Source organism: Clostridium sp., assembly GCF_047718555.1.
Lineage (GTDB): Bacteria > Bacillota > Clostridia > Clostridiales > Clostridiaceae > Clostridium_I.
Map to the genome: position 1 here is coordinate 1 of NZ_JBDNRK010000028.1, position 20,894 is coordinate 20,894.

At 28.8% G+C, this 20,894-nt stretch carries 21 protein-coding genes and 1 pseudogene; 20 read left to right on the forward strand and 2 right to left on the reverse strand.

Annotated elements, in window-relative coordinates:
- Positions 1–457 (reverse strand): DUF2953 domain-containing protein (locus tag ABF633_RS12185; RefSeq protein ID WP_415524049.1); only part of this gene is annotated, 457 nt, incomplete at its 3' end.
- Positions 458–734: 277 nt separating this feature from the next.
- Between ABF633_RS12185 and ABF633_RS12190 the strand changes: the two genes are divergently transcribed.
- Entirely contained in the window at positions 735–1,847 is a 1,113-nt protein-coding gene (locus tag ABF633_RS12190) for a D-alanyl-D-alanine carboxypeptidase family protein (protein WP_415524050.1), read from the forward strand.
- 180 nt (positions 1,848–2,027) lie between these two features.
- On the opposite strand, the gene ABF633_RS12195 is transcribed toward ABF633_RS12190, so the two are convergent.
- Positions 2,028–2,825: a hypothetical protein gene (locus ABF633_RS12195; protein ID WP_415524051.1), complete on the reverse strand. Its 798-nt coding sequence runs from the start codon at positions 2,823–2,825 to the stop codon at positions 2,028–2,030.
- Positions 2,826–3,333: 508 nt separating this feature from the next.
- Between ABF633_RS12195 and ABF633_RS12200 the strand changes: the two genes are divergently transcribed.
- From ABF633_RS12200 to ABF633_RS12290, 19 genes and pseudogenes are all read left to right on the forward strand, one after another.
- The gene (locus tag ABF633_RS12200; RefSeq protein ID WP_415524053.1) at positions 3,334–4,116 is read left to right on the forward strand and encodes an alpha/beta fold hydrolase; all 783 of its coding nucleotides are present in this window, start codon (positions 3,334–3,336) and stop codon (positions 4,114–4,116) included.
- Positions 4,117–4,153: 37 nt separating this feature from the next.
- Positions 4,154–4,786, forward strand: coding sequence for a TetR/AcrR family transcriptional regulator (locus ABF633_RS12205; RefSeq protein ID WP_415524054.1), 633 nt, complete (start codon positions 4,154–4,156; stop codon positions 4,784–4,786).
- Positions 4,787–5,086: 300 nt separating this feature from the next.
- On the forward strand, positions 5,087–5,527 hold the full coding sequence (locus ABF633_RS12210; RefSeq protein WP_415524055.1) for a GNAT family N-acetyltransferase: 441 nt from the start codon (positions 5,087–5,089) through the stop codon (positions 5,525–5,527).
- Between the two features lie 164 nt (positions 5,528–5,691).
- On the forward strand, positions 5,692–6,150 hold the full coding sequence (locus ABF633_RS12215) for a GNAT family N-acetyltransferase (protein ID WP_415524057.1): 459 nt from the start codon (positions 5,692–5,694) through the stop codon (positions 6,148–6,150).
- A gap of 301 nt (positions 6,151–6,451) precedes the next feature.
- The gene (locus tag ABF633_RS12220; protein ID WP_415524058.1) at positions 6,452–6,619 is read left to right on the forward strand and encodes a hypothetical protein; all 168 of its coding nucleotides are present in this window, start codon (positions 6,452–6,454) and stop codon (positions 6,617–6,619) included.
- Entirely contained in the window at positions 6,619–7,983 is a 1,365-nt protein-coding gene (locus ABF633_RS12225) for an ATPase, T2SS/T4P/T4SS family (RefSeq protein WP_415524059.1), read from the forward strand. The genes ABF633_RS12220 and ABF633_RS12225 overlap by 1 nt, the downstream gene beginning before the upstream one ends.
- On the forward strand, positions 7,980–8,909 hold the full coding sequence (locus ABF633_RS12230) for a hypothetical protein (RefSeq protein ID WP_415524060.1): 930 nt from the start codon (positions 7,980–7,982) through the stop codon (positions 8,907–8,909). The genes ABF633_RS12225 and ABF633_RS12230 overlap by 4 nt, the downstream gene beginning before the upstream one ends.
- 78 nt (positions 8,910–8,987) lie before the next feature.
- A complete protein-coding gene (locus tag ABF633_RS12235; RefSeq protein ID WP_415524061.1) occupies positions 8,988–9,353 on the forward strand; it encodes a type II toxin-antitoxin system RelE/ParE family toxin in 366 nt (121 codons plus the stop codon).
- Complete coding sequence (locus ABF633_RS12240; protein WP_415524062.1) at positions 9,346–9,630, forward strand: helix-turn-helix domain-containing protein; 285 nt, start codon at positions 9,346–9,348, stop codon at positions 9,628–9,630. Before ABF633_RS12235 ends, ABF633_RS12240 begins: the two co-directional genes overlap by 8 nt.
- Positions 9,631–10,185: 555 nt before the next feature.
- Positions 10,186–11,145: pseudogene (locus tag ABF633_RS12245) on the forward strand (hypothetical protein); the annotation flags it as partial.
- 136 nt (positions 11,146–11,281) lie between these two features.
- Positions 11,282–12,160 (forward strand): GIN domain-containing protein, encoded by an 879-nt coding sequence (locus tag ABF633_RS12250; RefSeq protein WP_415524063.1) that lies wholly within the window; start codon positions 11,282–11,284, stop codon positions 12,158–12,160.
- Between the two features lie 286 nt (positions 12,161–12,446).
- Complete coding sequence (locus ABF633_RS12255; RefSeq protein ID WP_415524064.1) at positions 12,447–13,277, forward strand: C39 family peptidase; 831 nt, start codon at positions 12,447–12,449, stop codon at positions 13,275–13,277.
- A 24-nt stretch (positions 13,278–13,301) separates the two neighbouring features.
- Positions 13,302–13,466 carry a hypothetical protein gene (locus ABF633_RS12260; RefSeq protein ID WP_415524121.1) on the forward strand — a complete coding sequence of 55 codons (165 nt, stop codon included), beginning with the start codon at positions 13,302–13,304 and terminating at the stop codon, positions 13,464–13,466.
- A 97-nt stretch (positions 13,467–13,563) separates the two neighbouring features.
- Positions 13,564–14,457, forward strand: a complete 894-nt coding sequence (locus tag ABF633_RS12265; RefSeq protein WP_415524066.1) for a hypothetical protein — start codon at positions 13,564–13,566, stop codon at positions 14,455–14,457.
- A 20-nt stretch (positions 14,458–14,477) separates the two neighbouring features.
- Entirely contained in the window at positions 14,478–15,092 is a 615-nt protein-coding gene (locus tag ABF633_RS12270) for a helix-turn-helix domain-containing protein (RefSeq protein ID WP_415524068.1), read from the forward strand.
- A gap of 194 nt (positions 15,093–15,286) precedes the next feature.
- Positions 15,287–15,484 (forward strand): DNA-binding protein, encoded by a 198-nt coding sequence (locus tag ABF633_RS12275; RefSeq protein ID WP_415524070.1) that lies wholly within the window; start codon positions 15,287–15,289, stop codon positions 15,482–15,484.
- Between the two features lie 20 nt (positions 15,485–15,504).
- A complete protein-coding gene (locus ABF633_RS12280; protein WP_415524072.1) occupies positions 15,505–16,731 on the forward strand; it encodes a DNA cytosine methyltransferase in 1,227 nt (408 codons plus the stop codon).
- A 24-nt stretch (positions 16,732–16,755) separates the two neighbouring features.
- A complete protein-coding gene (gene drmD, locus ABF633_RS12285) occupies positions 16,756–19,365 on the forward strand; it encodes a DISARM system SNF2-like helicase DrmD (RefSeq protein WP_415524074.1) in 2,610 nt (869 codons plus the stop codon).
- 14 nt (positions 19,366–19,379) lie between these two features.
- The gene (locus tag ABF633_RS12290) at positions 19,380–20,894 is read left to right on the forward strand and encodes a site-specific DNA-methyltransferase (RefSeq protein WP_415524076.1); all 1,515 of its coding nucleotides are present in this window, start codon (positions 19,380–19,382) and stop codon (positions 20,892–20,894) included.

Genomic DNA, 20,894 nt, shown 5'->3' on the forward strand with positions numbered 1-20,894 from the left:
TTACTATACTTATTTGTAATATACTTTTTAATACTAAATCTATTTTTGAAGCTCTGAAATTAGGAGTAACAGAGAAGCTGTATTTTTTTACATTAAAAAATTTATTTATGAAGGAATATAGAAATGGTGAACAGGAATTTAAAAGGCCATAATATATAGCTGTTTTTGCTACATCTTCAGTGCCATATTCCATATTAAAAATAAAATTTAATTTTGGTTTTAGTCTGTTATTTTCTAATTTAAATTTTATATTTTTAACTGTTGTATAGTACTTTTCAATAATTCCAATAAAATCTTTGCTTCTCACATCATGTTTTATGTTCTTAGTTACTCTTTTTCTAAAACCTATTTCTTTTCCATATATATATGTATGTAAATTATTATTGTAATAATGAAATTTAAAATGTATCGGTATAGGAAAAAATATTATTATAGATATAATTATTATAATAGTCATATCTTATCCTCCGTTATTGATGATATTACATATTATAACCATAACAACTAATTTTATAATTAAATAGTAATAGATGTAATTTATTTATATCCAGTGGGACTTTTTAATATTTCCAATAAGATATTCGCTATTTTAATTATGATTGTATTTTACATAAAATTAATTATGTAAATCAAATAAAAAGTAAACCAAAAGCATAGATTTTAATTTTATACAAATAATAAATAAGTCATAAGAAACAGACAATAATTATACAACACATAAAGAAGGTGAAAAGATGAAAGTTAAAAAGCTCAATAAAATTATTATTTTAGTAATCTGTTTATGTTTAATAAACAATTTTACCAGTAATGTATACGCAGCAGATATAAATGTAAATGCAAGGGCTGCAATAGCATTAGATAGCAAATCTAAGCTTGTACTATATGAAAAAAACTCAGATATGATTCTTCCAATGGCAAGTACAACAAAAATTATGACTGCTCTTGTAGCCATAAAATATGGAAATTTAGATGAAAAGATTACTATATCCAAAGCTGCTGCAGGTATTAGAGGATCTACTGTAGGCTATAAAGCAGGAGAGAGCATAACAGAGAGGGAATTATTATATGGATTGATGTTTAGATCTGGTAATGATGCTGCCATTGCCTTAGCAGAAGGTATAGGAAAAAGCATAGATGGATTTTCAAAATTAATGAACGAATATGCGGCGGAAATTGGTGCTTTTAATTCTCATTTTGAATCTCCTCATGGACTGGATAGTGAAAATCATTATTGTACGGCTTACGATTTAGCTTTGATAACTGCAAAGGCTAAAGAAAATAAACTTTTTAATGATATAGTTAGTTGTAAAGATGTTGCTGCCGAAGATATGGATTTTACAAGAGATTATCATAATATAAATAAGATATTATATCAAATACCTGGTGCAAATGGAGTGAAAACAGGATCTACAGGAAAGGCAGGAAAGTGTTTGGTTACATCTGTAGATATAGATGGTCATGATGTAATTTTTGTAGTATTAAATTGCACACCTAGATGGAAAGAAACAGGTAAGATATATGAATATGTTAAAGATAATTATTCTTATAAAAAACTGTATTCAAAGGATGAACTTATTGCAGAAGTTCCAGTAAATAAGAAAAATAATATTAAATTATCTTTAAAGAATGATCTAGTATTACCATGTGAAAACAATAAAAATTATACTACAAAATATGTAGTACCTAAAGTGGTGGCCAAAACAGTAAATAAAGGTGATAATTTTGGAAAAATACAGGTATATGAAAATGATAAATTAGTTTATGCTGAACCTTTAATAGCGACCAACACTGTGAAAGCACATAATTCTATAATAAATAACTTTTTTAAAAGAATGAATAGAGAATAAGTCTAAATTGATTATCCAAGACGTACCGCTGGTATCTACACATTAATAGAGTTGATACTACAGCGGCTGGTCATTGGATAAATCTATGTTTTTATATTTAGTGCAAAGTTTTTGTACATTATTCTACTTCTAATTTACAGAAGTTGCTATTAGATACCGTTCTTTATATAACAATCAATATTATTTTGCTATTTTGAATAAAATCTTATAGTTGTCACCAAATCTACAGATTCCATCACAATTTTCATATAAATCTGAGAATAGTATATATTTTAATTCTATGCAGTCAAGATTCTTAAATGAAGGTCTCTTTAATTGAGCGAATAATTCTTTCTCACGCAAATTAGGTGCTACTAAGAAAAAGTTGTATCGTTTATTACCAAGAGAAGATGCTAAATCTAAAAGTCTTAAAATACCTGAGTATATAGATGTACTTTTTTCTATTTCAAAAGCACATTCTATCTCTTTTCTTTCTTTATTTATCCAAATAACATCAATTAAAGAAATCGTTTTTAATACATCCTTAGGAATATCCATGAATGGAAGTTCTGGTAGCGTCATAAATTTGAGGCTTTTTCCATTTAAGGATTTAGAACGATCGTTTAAAGCCACAAAAACATCATAACCAAGATTTTTGCCAATTTCAGTTAATAATATTTGAACTTTCAGATGTTCATTTTCCTCTTTAAGTTCAATTTCAACCTCACTATGACGCTTTTTGAGAGCTTTTTCTAATTTATCTTTATCAAATTTTAGTGCATTTTTCCAATTCTCATCCATAGCTACTTTACCTATACCTACATCAAATAGAAACCCGGATAAAGCACCTAAATCTTTAGATAGTATAGATTTATATTCATCATTTACTTTGAGGAGTATTTCTCTCATTTCTAAATATTGCTGCCATGAACCAAGTTTTTTCTTATCATTAAAAATAGCATTGAATCCTTTGAGCATGGCGGTATTAAATGGAGGCATTAAAGTAGGATGTAAAAAATAAAGAATATTAGCTACGGCAGGACCTAATCCTTTTATTTTATAGCTATCAAGTTTAATAATTTCTTTTATTATTTTATCTGAACTATTAGCAGATAAACAAGATTCTAAGAATTGTCCGAAAATGATTATTCCTGCTTTAATGATTTTATTAACAAGATGAAATATATTATTAAATTGTATTTCTTTTTCATTTATGGATTCGTCAATACCTGTATCTTTAATTATATCTTAAAATTTACATTCAGTAAAAAATTTTATTGAAGGATTAAATTTCCTAATTTACAATGATTTTACATATAAGATCTATAATAAATTGAAATGAAGTTATGTTTATGGAAAATAATAAGATAAGTAAACGCGAAAATGTCCATATAAAGCTGTCGATGTTTCAAATAAAATAAGATCAAATCAAAGCTTGACCATATGGTCACAAAAGTACTATAATATAACCATAAATTGACCGTATGGTCAAAAGGGGTGATTCATAATGGCCTTATTTTGTAGTGAAACAGGTAATAAATCAGGAAAAACTATAGTTTTCATTCATGGAGGAGGAATCGGCAGTTGGATGTGGGATAATCAAGTTGAATTTTTTAAAAATCAATATTACTGTTTGACTCCTGATTTACCTGGTCATGGAAATAGCAGAGATGAAGAGTATATATCAACTAGGGACTGTACAGAAAAAATTATTGAAATTATTGAAACAAAAGCAAAGTGGAAAAAAGTTATTCTTGTAGGTCTTTCGCTTGGAGCACAAATAGTCGTGGATATTCTGAGCGTAAGACCAGATTTAGTAGAATGTACATTAATAAACAGTGGCATTGTCAGACCTTTTAAGCTAGTAAATTCTATAATACCATTAATGTTGAAGTGGTCAATGCCTCTCGCCCGCAACAGAAAATTTGCTAGGTTTCAATCTAAAGATATGTATATCAGTGATAGCTATTTTGAAAAATATTATCAAGATTCTAAGTGTATTACTGCAAAAACACTTTCAACTTTAATGATTGGATATTTTAATTATAAATTACTTGATACTTTTAAAGAAATGACTGTTCCTTCCTTAGTTCTTATAGGTTCTAAGGAGCCAAGTATCATGAAAAAATCCTTAATTACCTTGGTGAAATTAAATCCAAACTGCAAAGGATATATTATACCTGATGTAAAGCATGGTGCTTCCCTTGCTAATCCAAAACTATTTAATGAGGTGCTGGATGCATGGATCAATAAACAGCCCTTACCACTAGAAATCCATGAATTTTTATAATTAAATCCTGCTAAACAAATAATATGAGGTGAAGTAATTGTGTACTAATTTTGAAAAACTTCCAGAAGAAAAGAAGAAGAAAATAATTGATGCCTGCATAAAAGAATTTAGTAAAAATGGGTATGTTAATGCCTCCACTAATAATATCGTTTTAAATGCAGGTATCTCAAAAGGTTCTCTATTTAACTATTTTGATAACAAGAAGAATCTTTACCTATATATTCTGGATTATGCAATTAATTTCTATGTCAATTTAATGCTGAAAAAAATGAATATAAATAATCCTGACATTCTTAAACGTATTTTAGAATGGGCTGAATTAAAACTTTCTATTGCTATGGAGCAACCAATAACTTATCAGTTCTTTGCAACTGCATTTATAAATGTTCCTGAAGAATTAAAAGCCGATATTGAGATTAGATATAATAAATTATATGCTGAAGGGTATAAGCTAACTGTGGAGGATATTGACTATACATTGTTCAGGGATGATATCGATAAGCAAAAGGCCATAGAATTAATAATTATGTCTATGAACGGGATTTTGGAAAAACATATTTCACTATATAAATCACTTGAGGATAATGGCTATCAGAAAATTCATGAAGCTTATAATCAATTAAAGGAATATGTTTCAATTCTTCGAAAAGTATATTATAAGAATGCTTAGGCTAATTGTAGAAATAATCTCTAGATCAGACCATATGTAGTATTGGAAATGACCAAAAGATATTTTTGAAGGAAATTAAGTTTATTTGTAGAATAGTGGTATTAAAGTAAATATTCTAAAAATTTTAAGATAATGTCTATAATAGGCAGTGTGTATTTTATTAGAGATTTTATATAGTTGATTTATTCTATTAGAGTATAGATACTACATATTTGTAAGATGTATAGTGTAAAATTGAATATTTGATTAGCATTGTATTAAAAGTTGATGATATGTGAGATATAAACGGGAGTGGCATTTATGGAGATTAAAATTGTTGATAATTATGATATGTTAGCAGAATGTTATAAAATCAGAAATTATGTTTTTTCAGTAGAACAAGGGGTTCCATCAGAGTTAGACAAGGATGAATTTGACATAATAGATTTTAGGAAAAGTATTCATATTCTTACTTATGAAGATAATTTACCTATTGGAACAAGCAGGTTGAAATACATATCAAAGGATACTGTGCAATTAAATCGGGTAGCTGTAAGTAAAAATTACAGAGGAAAAAGTGTAGGAGAGAAAATGTTGATATTTTTAGAGAAGTATTCAAAGAAGAATGGATATTCATATGTTTATGTTGAGGCTCAAATGCAGGCAAAAAGATTCTATGAAAAATGTGGATATTCCAGTTTGAATAGAGAACCATTTCTAGAGGCTGGGATTTTCCATATAGCTATGAAAAAGTTACTTTGATTAATAGTAGTAACATTAAAATAATAAGGAGATTTTTTATGAGTAGTCCTTTAGAAAACAAAGTTGTAGTTATTACAGGGACAGGGAGAGGAATAGGCAAGGCTATAGCAATATCATATGCTTCTAATGGTGCAAAAGTATAATGAAGGAGGGCTAAGAATAAAATGATGAATGTGGTTTTGAAGGAAGTTAATCCAAAAAATAATGATTTACACGAATTGATTTTTAAACTTGATAGTGAGATGTTAAAAAAATACCCTGAAGAAGGTATATTTGGTTTGGATTTTAATGACCCAAAAGTGAACGAAGTAGTTTTTGTTGTTGCATACATTAATGATTATCCTGTTGGATGCGGCGGTATACGTCCTTTAAACTCAAATAGTATAGAATTAAAAAGATTCTATGTTGACAGTGAATTCCGAAAGAAAGGAATAGCATCTAAAATTCTTTTGTTTCTAGAGAATAAAGCAAAAAGTATAGGATATAATTCAATAAAATTAGAAACTGGACCACTTCAACCAGAATCTACCGCTTTATATAGGAAATTTGGATATGTTGATATTGAACTTTATGGAGAGTATGTAAACAGTAAATACAGTCTTTGTTTTGAGAAGATACTTTGATATGCTGCAATACATATTATGTAGCATTATTATTATACGTAGTAACCATAGTATGAAATACAATAATAATCATTATAATTACGCTTTTGTATCTTTAGTAGTAATCTCAAAGTAATGATAAGATTGATTCTAACATTTTAAACTCACTTTCCTTTAGGCATCAGTTTATTTTTTTATATGCCCTAATTACATTGTAAATCGTAGCCTTATAACCACATCAATAGAACTTTTCTACAATGAAGAGATAGAAGATCAGTTTCTGAGCGGAGAACTTTTTAATGAATTAAAATCAAAAAATAGTTTGGAATATATTAATTCCTTAAAAGATTTAATTTCATTTCTTTTAGATGAAAATGTAAATATTAAAAATAAGGCATTAAAAGAAAATACTATTGAAATAAAATCTAAAGGGAAAGAGATATCATTATTAAAGAAAGCTTTCTCTTTTGGAAAAGGAGGTATTAGATAGTGAATAATGCAGCTTTATTTTTTAACATAGGTAAAAATATAAAAGAATTTTCTGATGTACTGCAAGATGTGCAAGAATATATGTCAAATAAATATCCAAACTTAATTTCTGATACTTCAGAAGAGCGGAGGGAGCAGATAAAATTTTATATTTCAAAATATATTATGGATTATTCTTTGGCAGTAGAAGGACTAACTTCAGATGAGCTTGTGGAAAAATTGTATTCTGAAATGGCAGAATTCTCATTTATAACAAAGTATTTATTTAGAAAAGATGTGGAAGAAATAAACATAAATCAGTGGAAAGATATTAAAATAACTTACACTGACGGACAGATATTACCTACAAAAGATAAGTTTAATTCACCAGAACATGCCATTGATGTTCTAAGGAGATTACTTCATAAATCCGGTATGATACTTGATAATTCTCAGCCTATAGTTAGAGGACATCTTTCAAACAAAATAAGAATAACTGTATTTGGAACTGGTGTCATAGACAATGATAAGGGAATTTCTGCATCAATTCGTATTGTAAATCCTCAAAAATTATCAAGGAAAGATTTTATTAATAATGGAACTGCTACAGGAGAAATGCTTGATTTTCTAAGTATATGTTTAAGATATGGAATAAGTATGTGTGCCACAGGAGCTACTTCTTCTGGTAAGACTACTTTAATGAGCTGGCTTTTATCAACTATCCCTGATGATAAGAGAATATTTACCATAGAAAATGGTACAAGAGAATTTGAACTTGTTAAAACAGATGAAAAAGGCAATGTTATAAATAATGTAGTTCATACAGTTACAAGATACAGCGAGGATAAAAGGCAGAGTATAGATCAGGAAAAACTACTTGAAAGTGCTTTGACTTTTAATCCAGATTATATATGCGTAGCTGAAATGAAAGGAGAAGAATCTTTTGCGGCTCAGGAAGCAGCAAGAACTGGACATGCAGTAATAACTACTACCCATGCAAACTCCTGTGAAGCAACATATTTTCGTATGATGACCTTATGTAAAATGAAATATGACATAAATGATAACACGCTTTATTCTCTAGTTACAGAAGCTTTTCCAATAGTTCTATTTACAAAAAAGCTTGAAGACAATTCAAGAAAGATAATGGAGATAACCGAGTGTGAAATATTGTCTAATGGTAAAAGGCAAATTCACACTCTTTTTCGTTACCATATTAGAGAAAATAAAGTTATAGAAGGTAAGCTGAAGATAATGGGTAACTATGAAAAAGTAAATGACATATCAAAGAGTCTTCAAAAAAGACTTCTTGAAAATGGAATGCCTTTAAGTGTCCTTGAAAGCTTATTAAAGCAAAATACAGTAGAAGTAGGTGAAGCAAAATGACACTACTAAAATTAATAGCGTTTTTAGGACTGGTGTCAGGAAGCTTTATTGAATTATCTCTGTCACCTTTTGAATTTTTAGAGTCCATTGCATGTAAATTTAATGGTAAGAGAAAGACAATGAAAACAAAGGTTAAAGAAACAGTAAATAAGAAAAATCCAAAAGTTATAAAGCTTCTTATACAAGAAACAAAAGAAATACTTAAGATCACAGGCAAAACAGAAAAGTTCTCTATACTTTGCACAGCATCATTTTTCTTATTTGTAATGGGCGTAATTATTGCAGTATCAATGAATAATTTCTTTTTAGTTCCAGTGCTTGGAGTAGGTTTTTCACTTGTTCCCTTTTGGTATATAAAATTTACAGCCAACTTTTTTAAAAAGCAATTAAATGCAGAACTTGAAACGGCATTATCTGTAATCACTACATCTTACATGAGAAGTGAGAGCATAATTACAGCAGTAGACGAAAATATAACCTATATAAATCCACCAGTATCTGATGTGTTTAAGAGCTTTTTAACTCAGACAAAGCTCATAAATTCAAATATAAAAATGGCTCTTGTAAATTTAAAAGGAAAAATAGATAATGATGTATTTAGAGAATGGATAGATGCAGTAATTGCCTGTCAAGATGATAAAAATTTAAAAACTACCTTAATACCAATAGTATCAAAGCTTTCAGATATGAGAATAGTAAGTGCAGAACTTGATTATTTACTTTATGAACCTATGAAAGAGTTTATAACCATGACCATACTTTTAATAGGAAATATACCATTAATGTATTTTCTAAATAAGGAATGGTATGAAACTTTGATGTTTACAAGCCTTGGTAAGGCAATACTTGCGATTTGTACAGCAGTAATATTTATATCACTTGCAGCAGTTATTAGGTTAACTAGACCTGTAGAATATAAAAGGTAATTATATTGACTAAAGTTATCGTATATGATAACATTTAATTAGAAGGTGCATATACTAGTTAAAGAGGGAGAGTAAAAAGTGGAATGGAAGGTTGAATTTTACCAAAGAGAAAATGGTAACATCCCTGTTATGGAATTTTTATTGTCACTTTCACCTAAAATGAGAGCAAAAGCATATAGTGAGATAGAGCTTTTAAAAGAGCATGGTGTTTATTTAAAGGAACCTTATGTGAAATCTATTAAAGGTGAACAATATAAAGGAATATATGAATTAAGAATAAAATTGGGTTCAGATGCATCGAGAATATTTTATTTCACTTATCATGGAGACACATTTATATTATTGAGTGGTTTTTTAAAAAAGACAAATAAAACTCCAAAGACAGAACTTGATAAAGCAAGAAAATATAAAAGTGATTTTGAAAAGAGGTGTGAAGATGAGTAGAGCAAGTGTTGATTTTTCAACGATTAAGGAAGAGCTTATGAAAGATCAGGAATTTAAAGAGGAATATGAAAATTTGAAACCTCGTTATGAACTGATTTCAGAAGTGATAAAGGCAAGAAGAGAGTTAAATTTAACTCAAGAAGAATTGGCTTCTCGTATAGGGACACAAAAATCAAATATAAGCAGGCTTGAAAGTGGTAATTACAATCCCTCTTTAGATTTTCTAAGCAAACTTGCAAAAGGATTAGGTAAAGAAATTCACATTGAATTAAGATAATATAAATATTTTAAACACGCAAAGTAAAATACTCTGCGTGTTTTTTTGTGAGGTGAAACTATGTTAATAATATTATTTACTTTTACTTGATTATTCTCCTTTGGAGCTTATATGATAATGGCAGACTTATTGAAGTTTCCTAATATTAAAGCTTCAAGGGCAGTTTTAAGGATAAGTAGGAGAGAAAAGAAAAAGACACACAATTTTGAATTGTATATTCTTCAACTATCAACGAAGCTTTCCAAGATGGTTAAGCTTAATGATTATAAAAAGCGAAAACTAGCAGCAGCTTTAAAATCAGCAGAAATAAATCTTACCCCAGAAACATATATAGCAAGAGCCTATGTTAAAGCAGGTTTAGTACTTTTTAGTATTATCCCTGCTTTATTTATTTTACCAATAATAACTCCAGTAATTATATTCTTATCTGTGGCTATATATTTTAAAGAAATTAAAAGTGCAGAGGATAAAGTAAAAAAACAGAGAGAAGAAATAGAATATGAATTACCAAGGTTTGCAGCAACTCTTACTCAAGAATTAAAAGCAAGCAGAGATATAAATGCTGGTGGTGAAAGTAACGGAAGAATAAATCCACTTCAAATAAGACCTACTCCAGTTGATGATAATGATGAAGTATACAAAGATGAAGGTCAAGGCATGGGAGATATGGCTCTTTATATTAAAAACTTGGAAATATTCTTTAGTCTGTACATTCCATCCTTAACAGATAGAGAAAGAGCAATACTCAAAGATTGCATTATTGAGCTATATAATAGTTTTAATATAACTCGGAATACAGATATAAATGGATTAAATAATGAGGATTTTCCTATATTCTTAAACCTTTATAATTTAATAGAAAAAAATGCAAAGGAAAAAGAAAAAACACGCAAGGAAAGTGAGATAAACATATATGCTGACCTTGCTTTACTTTTAAAAGATATTGCCATGGGAAGTGATTCTTTCCTATGGAACGGACACAGCTCCATAAAAACTAAAACAAGATGTATATGTCTTGATACTCATGATTTGTAAAATACCAATGATGATATTAAGAGAACTCAATATTTTAATATACTTACTTGGTGCTGGCAAGAAATGAGTAAAGATAGAAATGAAAAAGTTTTGCTTATATGTGATGAAGCATACCTAATGATTGATACTAATGTACCTCAAAGCTTAGTATTTCTAAGAAATGTAGAAAAGAGAGCAAGAAAATATGAAGCAGGAGTGGCTATAATAAGCCACTCTGTTGTAGATTTCCTTGATCCACAAATAAAAATGTATGGACAGGCACTCTTAGACATACCATGTTTCAAGATTATAATGGGCACAGATGGTGGAAATTTACAGGAAACAAAAGAACTTTATAATCTTACAGATGCAGAGGAAGAGCTTCTTGCAAGTAAAAAGAGAGGAAATGCTTTAGTTATGATAGGTTCAAAAAGGCTTCATGTAGTATTTGAAATACCAGAATATAAATTTGAGTACATGGGTAAGGCTGGGGGAAGATAAAAAATGGGAGAATTTATGACTTATTGTCTTTATTTATGGAAATTGGTGGTATAATTAATGAAATAGGGTGTATTTATATTAACTAAAACACTAAACTTTAGATATACTTTATTAATAAAGTGAAGGGAGAATTTAAATGAAAAAAATTTGTGAAAATGACGAAGTAGCAATTTTTAGTGATAAGGAATTTATTAAAAATAATGGAAGATATATAGAATTTTCAGATGGCAGTACTGTTGATTTATTTGACTACATAATAACAAATTTTGGTGTTGGCGAAATTGAAATAGTTTATTTGCCTCAAAAGCCAGAGCAAGACAATCTTATTACACAAAGGAAAAGCATAGGCTTAGTAGATAGCATTAGCCTAACAGGAGGAATTACCAACGTAAATATAATAAAGAGCGAGAATAATGAAAATTACGTAAACATTATAGGTACAGAAGAGTTCTTTAAATCCTTATATATAAATGAAACAAGAGGGCAGCTTGAAGTGCAAGGTCATGTAGAAAAAAATAGTATTGTTATTGGTGAGGTGTGGATTAATGGTAAGCGTCAAAAGCCTGAACCAGATCCTTTATATGGTGAAATTACAATTGTTATTAGTAAATTGAATAATCTTAAATTTATTTCTAATAATAAATCGAATGTATATTGCGAGTTGCCAATTAATAATCTTTATTCTGATATTAAAGGTTCAGCCACAATAAATTTAAATGAAGTAGGTAAGGCAAATGTAAATATATCAGGTAGTAGTGAAGTAAAAATAAATTCATTACTTGAAAATTCAAGCTTTAGCATTAGTGGTTCTGGTGATGTATGTATTAATAAGGGTATTATAGATGAGGTCGATCTAAATGTTAGTGGTTCAGGGTCAATTAATGCAATGATTAGTGTAAAGAAAGCTATTTTAAATTTAAGCGGATCAGGAAACATAGTTGTAGAAAATGTTAAAGAAGTTAGCAAAGAAAAAAAGAGTGGTTCGGGTTATATTAAGGTACTTAGACGAGGTTAGCTATATGAATATTTCATTTTTGAATTAAATAATAAAACATACGATTGGTAATTTATTCTCATTGTATGAGGATTGATTAATCAACATTTATATATAAAAAGGAGCATAAAGATTTATTGGGTATTTTTGTAACAAAAAGCTTAGAATATTGTAATCATGATAATGGCTATATATTTTTAAAAGTTAAATTTTAAACTTCAAATTTATCAAATAGGTATATATATGAAAAAATAGCATCTAAACACCAGGTGCTATTTTTATTTTGAAAGGACAAGGAGGCGATACCATGCCATTAGCTCCCAAAACAGCAGCAACTCTTGCTAAAATAGCAATACAAGCTGCAAATGATGATGAAACCAGAAACAAAATAATATTTATTTCATTGGCACCGATTATTTCGGTGCTTTTAATTTTGGCTTTTATAGTGTACGTACTTACTAATTCCATTGAAATGACAGGTACATTTTTTACGGTAAATGAATTAAATGTGGTGAAAAATATAAGAAGTCAATATGGGTATGAGCAACTAATAAATACTAAGGATAATAGTTATGTAGAAAGTAGCGGTTTGAATTTTTCAGGGGTATCTTTTAAGGATGGAGCTACAGAAGTAGTTTATTATAATCAGGCTGATGAAAGATGGAAGGACAAGTCATATGGTAGAACAGGAACAATAGGAAGAAGTGGCTGCGGACCAACTTCCCTTTCAATTGTTATTTCAAGTCTTACAGATAAAAAAGTTGATCCAGTTCAGATGAGTAAATGGGCCTATGAAAATGGATATTACTGTGAAGGGGCTGGTTCATATCATACTTTAATTTCTGCTGGAGCCAAACAATTTGGTCTTAAAGTAGAAGGGTGTTCATCAAATGAACCTCAAAGAATAGTTGATGCACTTTCTCAAGGAAAACTTGTAATTGCTATTATGGCAAAAGGTCATTTTACAAGAAATGGCCATTTTATTGTACTTAGGGGAGTAACTTTAGATAAAAAGATTTTAGTAGCTGATCCAGTAAGCAGGACAAGAAGTGAAGAAAAATGGGACTTATCTATTATCTTAGATGAAGCAAACAAAGGTGCAGATGCAGGAGGTCCATTCTGGATAATTAGCAAATAATAAAATAATAGGAGGATGAAGAATTTGAAAAAGAAATTATTAATTGAATTATTCATATATGTAGTCATTGTAATTATAAGTTTTATATTGCTATTTACTTATAAACCTAATCAAAAACCTATAGATGTACCATCAGATTTTAAAATTGTAAGGAGTGAGGGTAATGCTTCTATATCTATCAAGCAATGAAAATATAGGCATATTTGATTTTTTATCGAAGGAAAAAGGAATGGTTATAAAAAAGCTGTCAGGTTAATTTTATTTAAAAAAATTTGTAATACATGATATGAGAAATCTAAGCCATTATTCATATTTTGCAATTGATTTAAAAGCTCTTAAGGATACTGAAAATGAAATAATTGAAGCAGTTATAGCATTTAAAACTATGTATGATTCAAGGATTATTTTATTTGCAGAAGGTGTAAAAGTAGAAAATGAAATTATATCAAGATTATTAGATGAAAAAATATATAATATAATAATATCAGAAGAAATACCAGAGATTAAGAATGAAATTTTAAAATGTATAAGTAATAAAGGAAAAACACAGGAAGATTGGCCAATTTTAAGTGGGATAAATACAAATGAGGGAGAAAATCTAAAAACTCAATTTACATTTAATCATAAGAATATAAAAATAGCAGTTGCAGGAGTATCATCAAAGGTTGGTACAACTACAACTGCTTTTAACATGGCAAAATTTTTACTTGAAATAGGTGCTAAAGTAAGCTATACAGAAGCCAATAGCAATGAGCATCTAAAGGAAATAGCAGCATATTATAAATTCTTAAAGGTTGAAAATTATTATAAATACAATGGTATTGAATATTATCCTAATAAGCAATTTTCAGATGATTATAACTTCAATATATTTGATTTAGGTATTTTAAATTTTGGTACTATAGGAATATTTAAAAGCTGTGATATTAAAATTTTATGCAGTGGAAGTAAGCCTTATGAGTTAAATGACACTCATAAAGCAATTAATCTTCATGATGATATGTATTTAAACACTTTATTTTCTTTTACTGCGGAGACAGAAAAGGTGAGAATAAGAAAGATGTTTGATAGCAGTATAAATAAAATATATTTTCAAGATTACTCACCAAGCCTATTTGATGGAAAAACAAATGAAAAAATTTATAAGGAAATAGCAAAAGATTATATTATTGAAATTTAACACTATAGGAGGAACTTTCAATGAAAAATGGAGAAATATTAGATAAAGTATATAAATCAAATTTACCAAGCAGAGCTAAGCAAATAATGTTTTATCTTATAAATAGAGCTAATGCAGAAGGAACTTGTTTTCCTTCTGTAAGAACTATAGCAAGAGATTGTGGTGTATCTGAAAGAACGGTACAGAGAACTATGAAGGTTCTTTTAGAAGCAGGATTTGTAATTAAGGACAATAGATATAGAGATAATGGAGGTCAAAGCTCTAATTTGTATAAACTTCAAATAGAGCCTGAAAATAAAGTTGATAATCAGTCTGATACTAACGAAGATAAAGTTAAAGAAGAAAATATAGAATCAGAGGAAGAAAAGAATGATGTTCTGGAAAGTATTGAAACAATAACTTTTAATGATTATATAGAGGTAAATGAAACAAAAGAAAATCACTTGGATATGGAAAAAGAAACTGCATTTAATATTTTACTTCAGAAACCTTCGTGTGATAGGAATTATACTAAAAATCCAAAATGTAACCCTAAGTCATTTAAAAAGATTGGTAGAAAGGTTAATATTTTTAGGAAAGTATTAACAATAAATTATATATGTCATGGGGTGGGCGACAATTTGTACCCTCCATGAACTATATATTATAAGGTTTATAGGGATATTGAAAGATAAGTATAACTATTAATAAATAATATTATTTATTAGATTATTATAGTGGTATATGGTGTAATTTAAATAATTAAGTCTAATTGTATTGTAATTCTGCGTAGAAACGAATAAAATAAAAAATAGTAAAGTCTATGAATTAGGTATTAGTGAGGTGCAATATGAAGGGATATATTACAGTTCAGGATGCAGCAAAAAAATGGGATATTACAATAAGAAGAGTACAAGCATTATGTGCAGAAGGCAGAATAGAAGGGGCTACGAAGCATGCATCTGTTTGGGCAATTCCTGAAAATGCAGAAAAGCCATCTGATGCACGTATTGTATCAGGAAAATACAGAAAATATGAAAACTTATAAAGCTTAGAGAGGAATAGTATATGAATTTTATAGACTTATTTGCAGGAGCAGGAGGACTTTCAGATGGATTTGTTTCAGTAGGTTTTACCCCTATTGCACATATAGAAATGAATGAATATGCATCATTAACATTGAAAACAAGAACTTGCTATTATTATTTAAAAGAACGTAGAAGGTTAAGAGTATATTATAGGTATCTAAGAGGAGAAATTTCTCGAGAAGAACTATATGATTTAGTACCAAATGATTTACTAGACACAGTTATGAACGAAGAAATATCAGATAAAACAATTAATAATTTGTTTGATAATATTGATAATATAATTCAAAATAGAGGAATAAATAAAATAAATGTTATAATTGGTGGTCCACCATGCCAAGCTTATTCACTTATAGGTAGAGCTAGAGATGATGATGGTATGGAAAATGATCCGAGAAATTATTTATATAAACAATATATTAAGTTTTTAAAAAAATATAATCCAGATATGTTTGTATTTGAGAATGTTCCGGGTATACTTACTGCAAGAGGCGGGAGAACATTTAAAGACATTATATCTTTTATGAAAAGAGTCGGTTATGATGTAGAGGCAAAACCTATAGATTCTGCTGACTTTGGTGTCTTACAACACAGAAAAAGAATTATAATTATTGGATGGAAAAAAGGAAGTGCACTAAAATATCCAGAACTGCAAACAGTAAATATAAAAGCGAAAGTAAATGATATTTTAAGAGATTTAAGTCCACTTAGTCCTGGAGAAGAAAGAAATGAATATGTTGAGACCATTAACAGATATTTAAAGTGGAGTGGTATTAGGAAAAAGAATGATGTTTTAACACTTCATATGTGCAGAACTCATAATGAGAGGGATAGGGAAATATACAGATTGGCTATTAACGCTTGGAATAATGGTCATAGAAGGTTAAAATATACTGATTTACCGGAAAGATTATGTACCCATAAAAATAAAGAGTCTTTTTTAGATAGATTTAAAGTACTGGCATCGGATATTGCCTGTTCACATACCATGATAGCTCATATTTCAAAAGATGGCCACCATTTTATCCATCCTGATATTGAGCAATGCCGTTCAATATCGGTTAGAGAAGCAGCAAGAATTCAAGCATTTCCTGATAACTATTTTTTTGAAGGACCTCGAACAGCAAAATTTGTGCAGATTGGTAACGCAGTTCCACCTCTAATGGCAAGAGGGATTGCAGAAAAAATTAAGGAAATGTTAGAGTAATGTTATTTTGGGGGAGTTAGAATTATGGGGGATAATATATTTATACAACATTATGCAAGTATTAAAAAGCAATTTCTACAAAATAATCCATATAGTTGTTTAATAGGTTCCAATATTGATGTTAATCCACATCAGGTAGAAGCTTTTTGTTCAGCGGTAGCTTTTTTGAAGACAGGTGGACTTATACTTGCTGATGAAGTTGGATTAGGTAAAACTATAGAAGCAGGTCTTGTATTAAAATATGTTATTCATAACGGTGGAAAACGAATTTTGTTAATTATGCCATCAAATCTTAGGAAACAGTGGCAAATAGAGCTTGAAGAAAAATTTAATATATACTCTATAATTGTTGATAGCTGCAACATGGATGAGTATTATGATAAGGTTGACACAACAAATGAAAATATAGCTGTAATAATATGCTCTTATAACTATGCTTCTAAAAAAGGTGATTTATTTAGTAAAACAGTTTGGGATTTTGTTATATTTGATGAAGCTCATAAATTAAGGAATGTGCATAAATCAGGCACAAAGACATCAAAAAATATATATCAACTAACAAAAGGAATTCCTAAAATTCTACTTACAGCAACCCCAATTCAAAATAACTTATTTGATTTATATGGATTAGTTTATTTTATAGATGAAAGAATATTCTTTGATAAACAAATATATGCAAATAGATATTTAAATGATAAGAATTATGAAGAATTAAAAAAGCATATAAATCACATTATTCATAGAACCTTAAGAAAAGATGTAGCAGATTATTTGTCTTTCAAGGAAAGAATATGTATAACTGTAGATTTTAAATTATCACCATCAGAGGCAATTCTATATAAATTAATTAATGATTATTTGAAGAGAAATATATTATATTCAATTCCTACATCTAATAGAATTTTAATTACAGTGGTTATAAGAAAATTACTTGCCTCATCAAGTTATGCAGTTGCTGAAACTTTTGAAGTCCTAAAAGAAAGACTTAAATTATTAAAAGAAAGTACAAAAATTGAGAATGTGGATAAAGGACTTGATTACTTCTTTTCTTATTTAGATGATGATAGCGATGAAGAGGAAGAAAATAAAATTAGTGAACTTTATGATAAGGAAAAGGTAAATGAATTTATTCAACATGAAATAGATATAGTAGACAACATTATAAAATTAGCTAAAAGTATAGATAAAAACACAAAGGCATCTGCATTATTTGAGGCACTATTAATTGCATTTAAAAGACAGAAGGAAATTAGCATAAATGAAAAGGTGGTAATTTTTACAGAATCTGTTAGAACTCAGGAATACCTTTTTAATGAACTTGTTAGGAATGGATATGAGAATGAGGTGCTAATTTTTAATGGAAGTACTTCAGATAAACGGACAGGTGATATTTATAGAGCATGGAAGGCTAAAAGTTTTGGAAAGGTATTTGGTAGTAGAAATGTGGAAGCTAAGCATGCTATTGTTGATTATTTTAAAAATAATTGTAAAATTCTTTTGCTTACTGATGCAGGGGCAGAAGGTTTAAATTTGCAATTTTGTAATACTGTTATAAATTATGATTTGCCTTGGAATCCACAAAAAATAGAGCAGCGTATAGGTAGATGTCATAGATATGGTCAAAAAAATGATACAGTTGTAATGAATCTATTAAATACCGAAAATCTAGCAGATAGGAGAGTTTATGAAATTTTATCCCAAAAATTTATGCTGTTTGAAGGTGTATTTGGTGCATCAGACCAAGCTCTTGGCTTGTTAGAATCAGGCATGAACTTTGAAAAGAGAATATTGCAAATATACCAATGTTGTGATAGCATAGGTGAATTTAATAAAGAATTTAAATCTCTTGAAAAGGAATTTGATAGAAAAAGAAATACTAAATTTAAGCAATTAAAATCATTACTTGTTGGTAAGGATGAGAATACTAAAAGTGAATATTTTAAAAGCTTCTTATCAAATATAATAAATTTTTTAGATGAAAATGAGGTTTGGCAAAATATTGATAAGCCAAATATAAAAATAGATTTACCAGCAGCTTTTAAAGTGGAAAGCTATGACTTAAATAAATATAATTTAAATCATGGATATATTTTCATCGGTGGATTTTATAATAATGAAAAACTTATATATCCAGTGTTAAATATTTTTGATGAAAGTAAAAATAAAATTAATTTAGATGAAAAAAATATAATTAATATAATTAAAAATATTAATGAGAGTAAAATTACTAAGATAAATATAGAGGAAAATGAAGTCGATAAATGTGGAGAAGATATATATAGCGAACTAATGCTAAAATATTATTCTCAATACAAAAATATTATTGAATATAACAATTCTAAAATAAATAATTGGACTGAAATTAGAAAAGAACAATTTAATATGGAGATAGAGACTATTACTTCTGAAATAGAAGAAATAAAAGAACAGTGTGCTGCCACTAAAAATTTCAAAGAAAAAATAGATTATAAAAGACAAGCAGAAGAAAGAGAAAAACAACGGAATAATATTATAATAAAATACCATGAGGCCATCCAAGCAATAGATAATGAAGCAGACAATCTTAAACAGGATTTTAAGAAACAGTTTAATATAGATCCATATTTGATAGTTAGATTAATACTAAAGTTTTGATTGGAGGAACAATAATGCTAAAACAAGGCAAGTTAGAACTTACTTGGGTAGGTAAATATGAAGAAAAAAAGATTGAACCGAGAATATTAATAGAAGATAAGTCAAAATCCTATGGTGACCCTAATACAGAAAATATGCTTATACATGGGGATAATCTTATTGCGTTGAAGGCCTTAGAACAGGACTTTGCAGGAAGAATTAAATGTATATATATTGATCCGCCATATAATACTGGTAGTGCATTTGAACATTATGATGATGGTCTAGAGCATTCAGAGTGGTTATGTATGATGAAACCAAGGCTTGAATTATTAAGAAATCTTCTTAGTGAAGATGGAAGTATATGGATTAGTATTGATGATGATGAACAAGCATATTTAAAGATACTTTGCGATGAAGTTTTTCAAAGGAGCAATTTTGTAGCAAATATTATATGGGAAAAGAAATATTCACCACAAAATGATGCTAAGTGGCTTTCAGATAGCCATGATTTTATAATTGTTTATGCAAAAAATAAGCAAATATGGAGGCCTAATTTATTATCAAGAACAGATGAAATGAATGCTAGGTATAAGAATCCAGATAATGACCCAAGAGGGAATTGGAAAATAAGTGATTTGTCTGTTAAAAGAGTAACTCCAAAAGATATTTATGAAATAATTACACCCAGCGGAAGAAAAGTAATGCCTCCTGATGGAAGAAGCTGGGGGATTTCTCAAAACAAGTTCAATGAACTTGTTTCAGACAATAGAATTTGGTTTGGCAAAAATGGTAATAATGTTCCTCAATTAAAAAGATTTTTATCAGAAGTTAAGGAAGGTACAGTATGCAAAACTATTTGGTATAGAAGTGAAGTTGGTGATAATCAAAATGCAAAGCGAGAAGTAAAAGCAATAAATCCTAATGATATTTTTAGTACTCCAAAGCCAGAAGCATTAATTGAAAGGATACTACATTTAACAACAAATAAAAACGATATAGTTATCGATAGTTTCCTTGGTTCAGGAACTACTGCAGCTGTAGCACATAAAATGGGAAGAAAGTATATAGGTATAGAACTTGGACAACATTGTTATACACATTGTATTCCAAGACTCAAATTAGTAGTTAATGGTGAACAAGGAGGGATATCTAAATCTGTTGGTTGGAAAGGTGGTGGTGGTTTTAAATTTTATGAACTTGCAGAACCACTACTTGTTAAAAATTCTAAGTTGCCAATTTATACAATCAATCCATCCTATACCTTTGATATGATGGCAGAGGCTATTTGCAAAATAGAATGTTTTAAGTATAAGCCTGTTGGAAATTTCCAAGGAAAGTCCTCTGAAAATAGGTTTATTCATATTACAAATGAATTTGTTAATAGTAAGTATGTATTTTCTCTCGTTAATGAATTGGGAGATAAAGAATCTTTACTAGTATATTGTACTAAAATGCAATCGGATATTGCTTTGCCAGATAATGTTGAAATAAAGAAAATACCAAAAGACCTTTTAAGTAAGTGTTCCTTTGAAAGTGAGGGAATATAA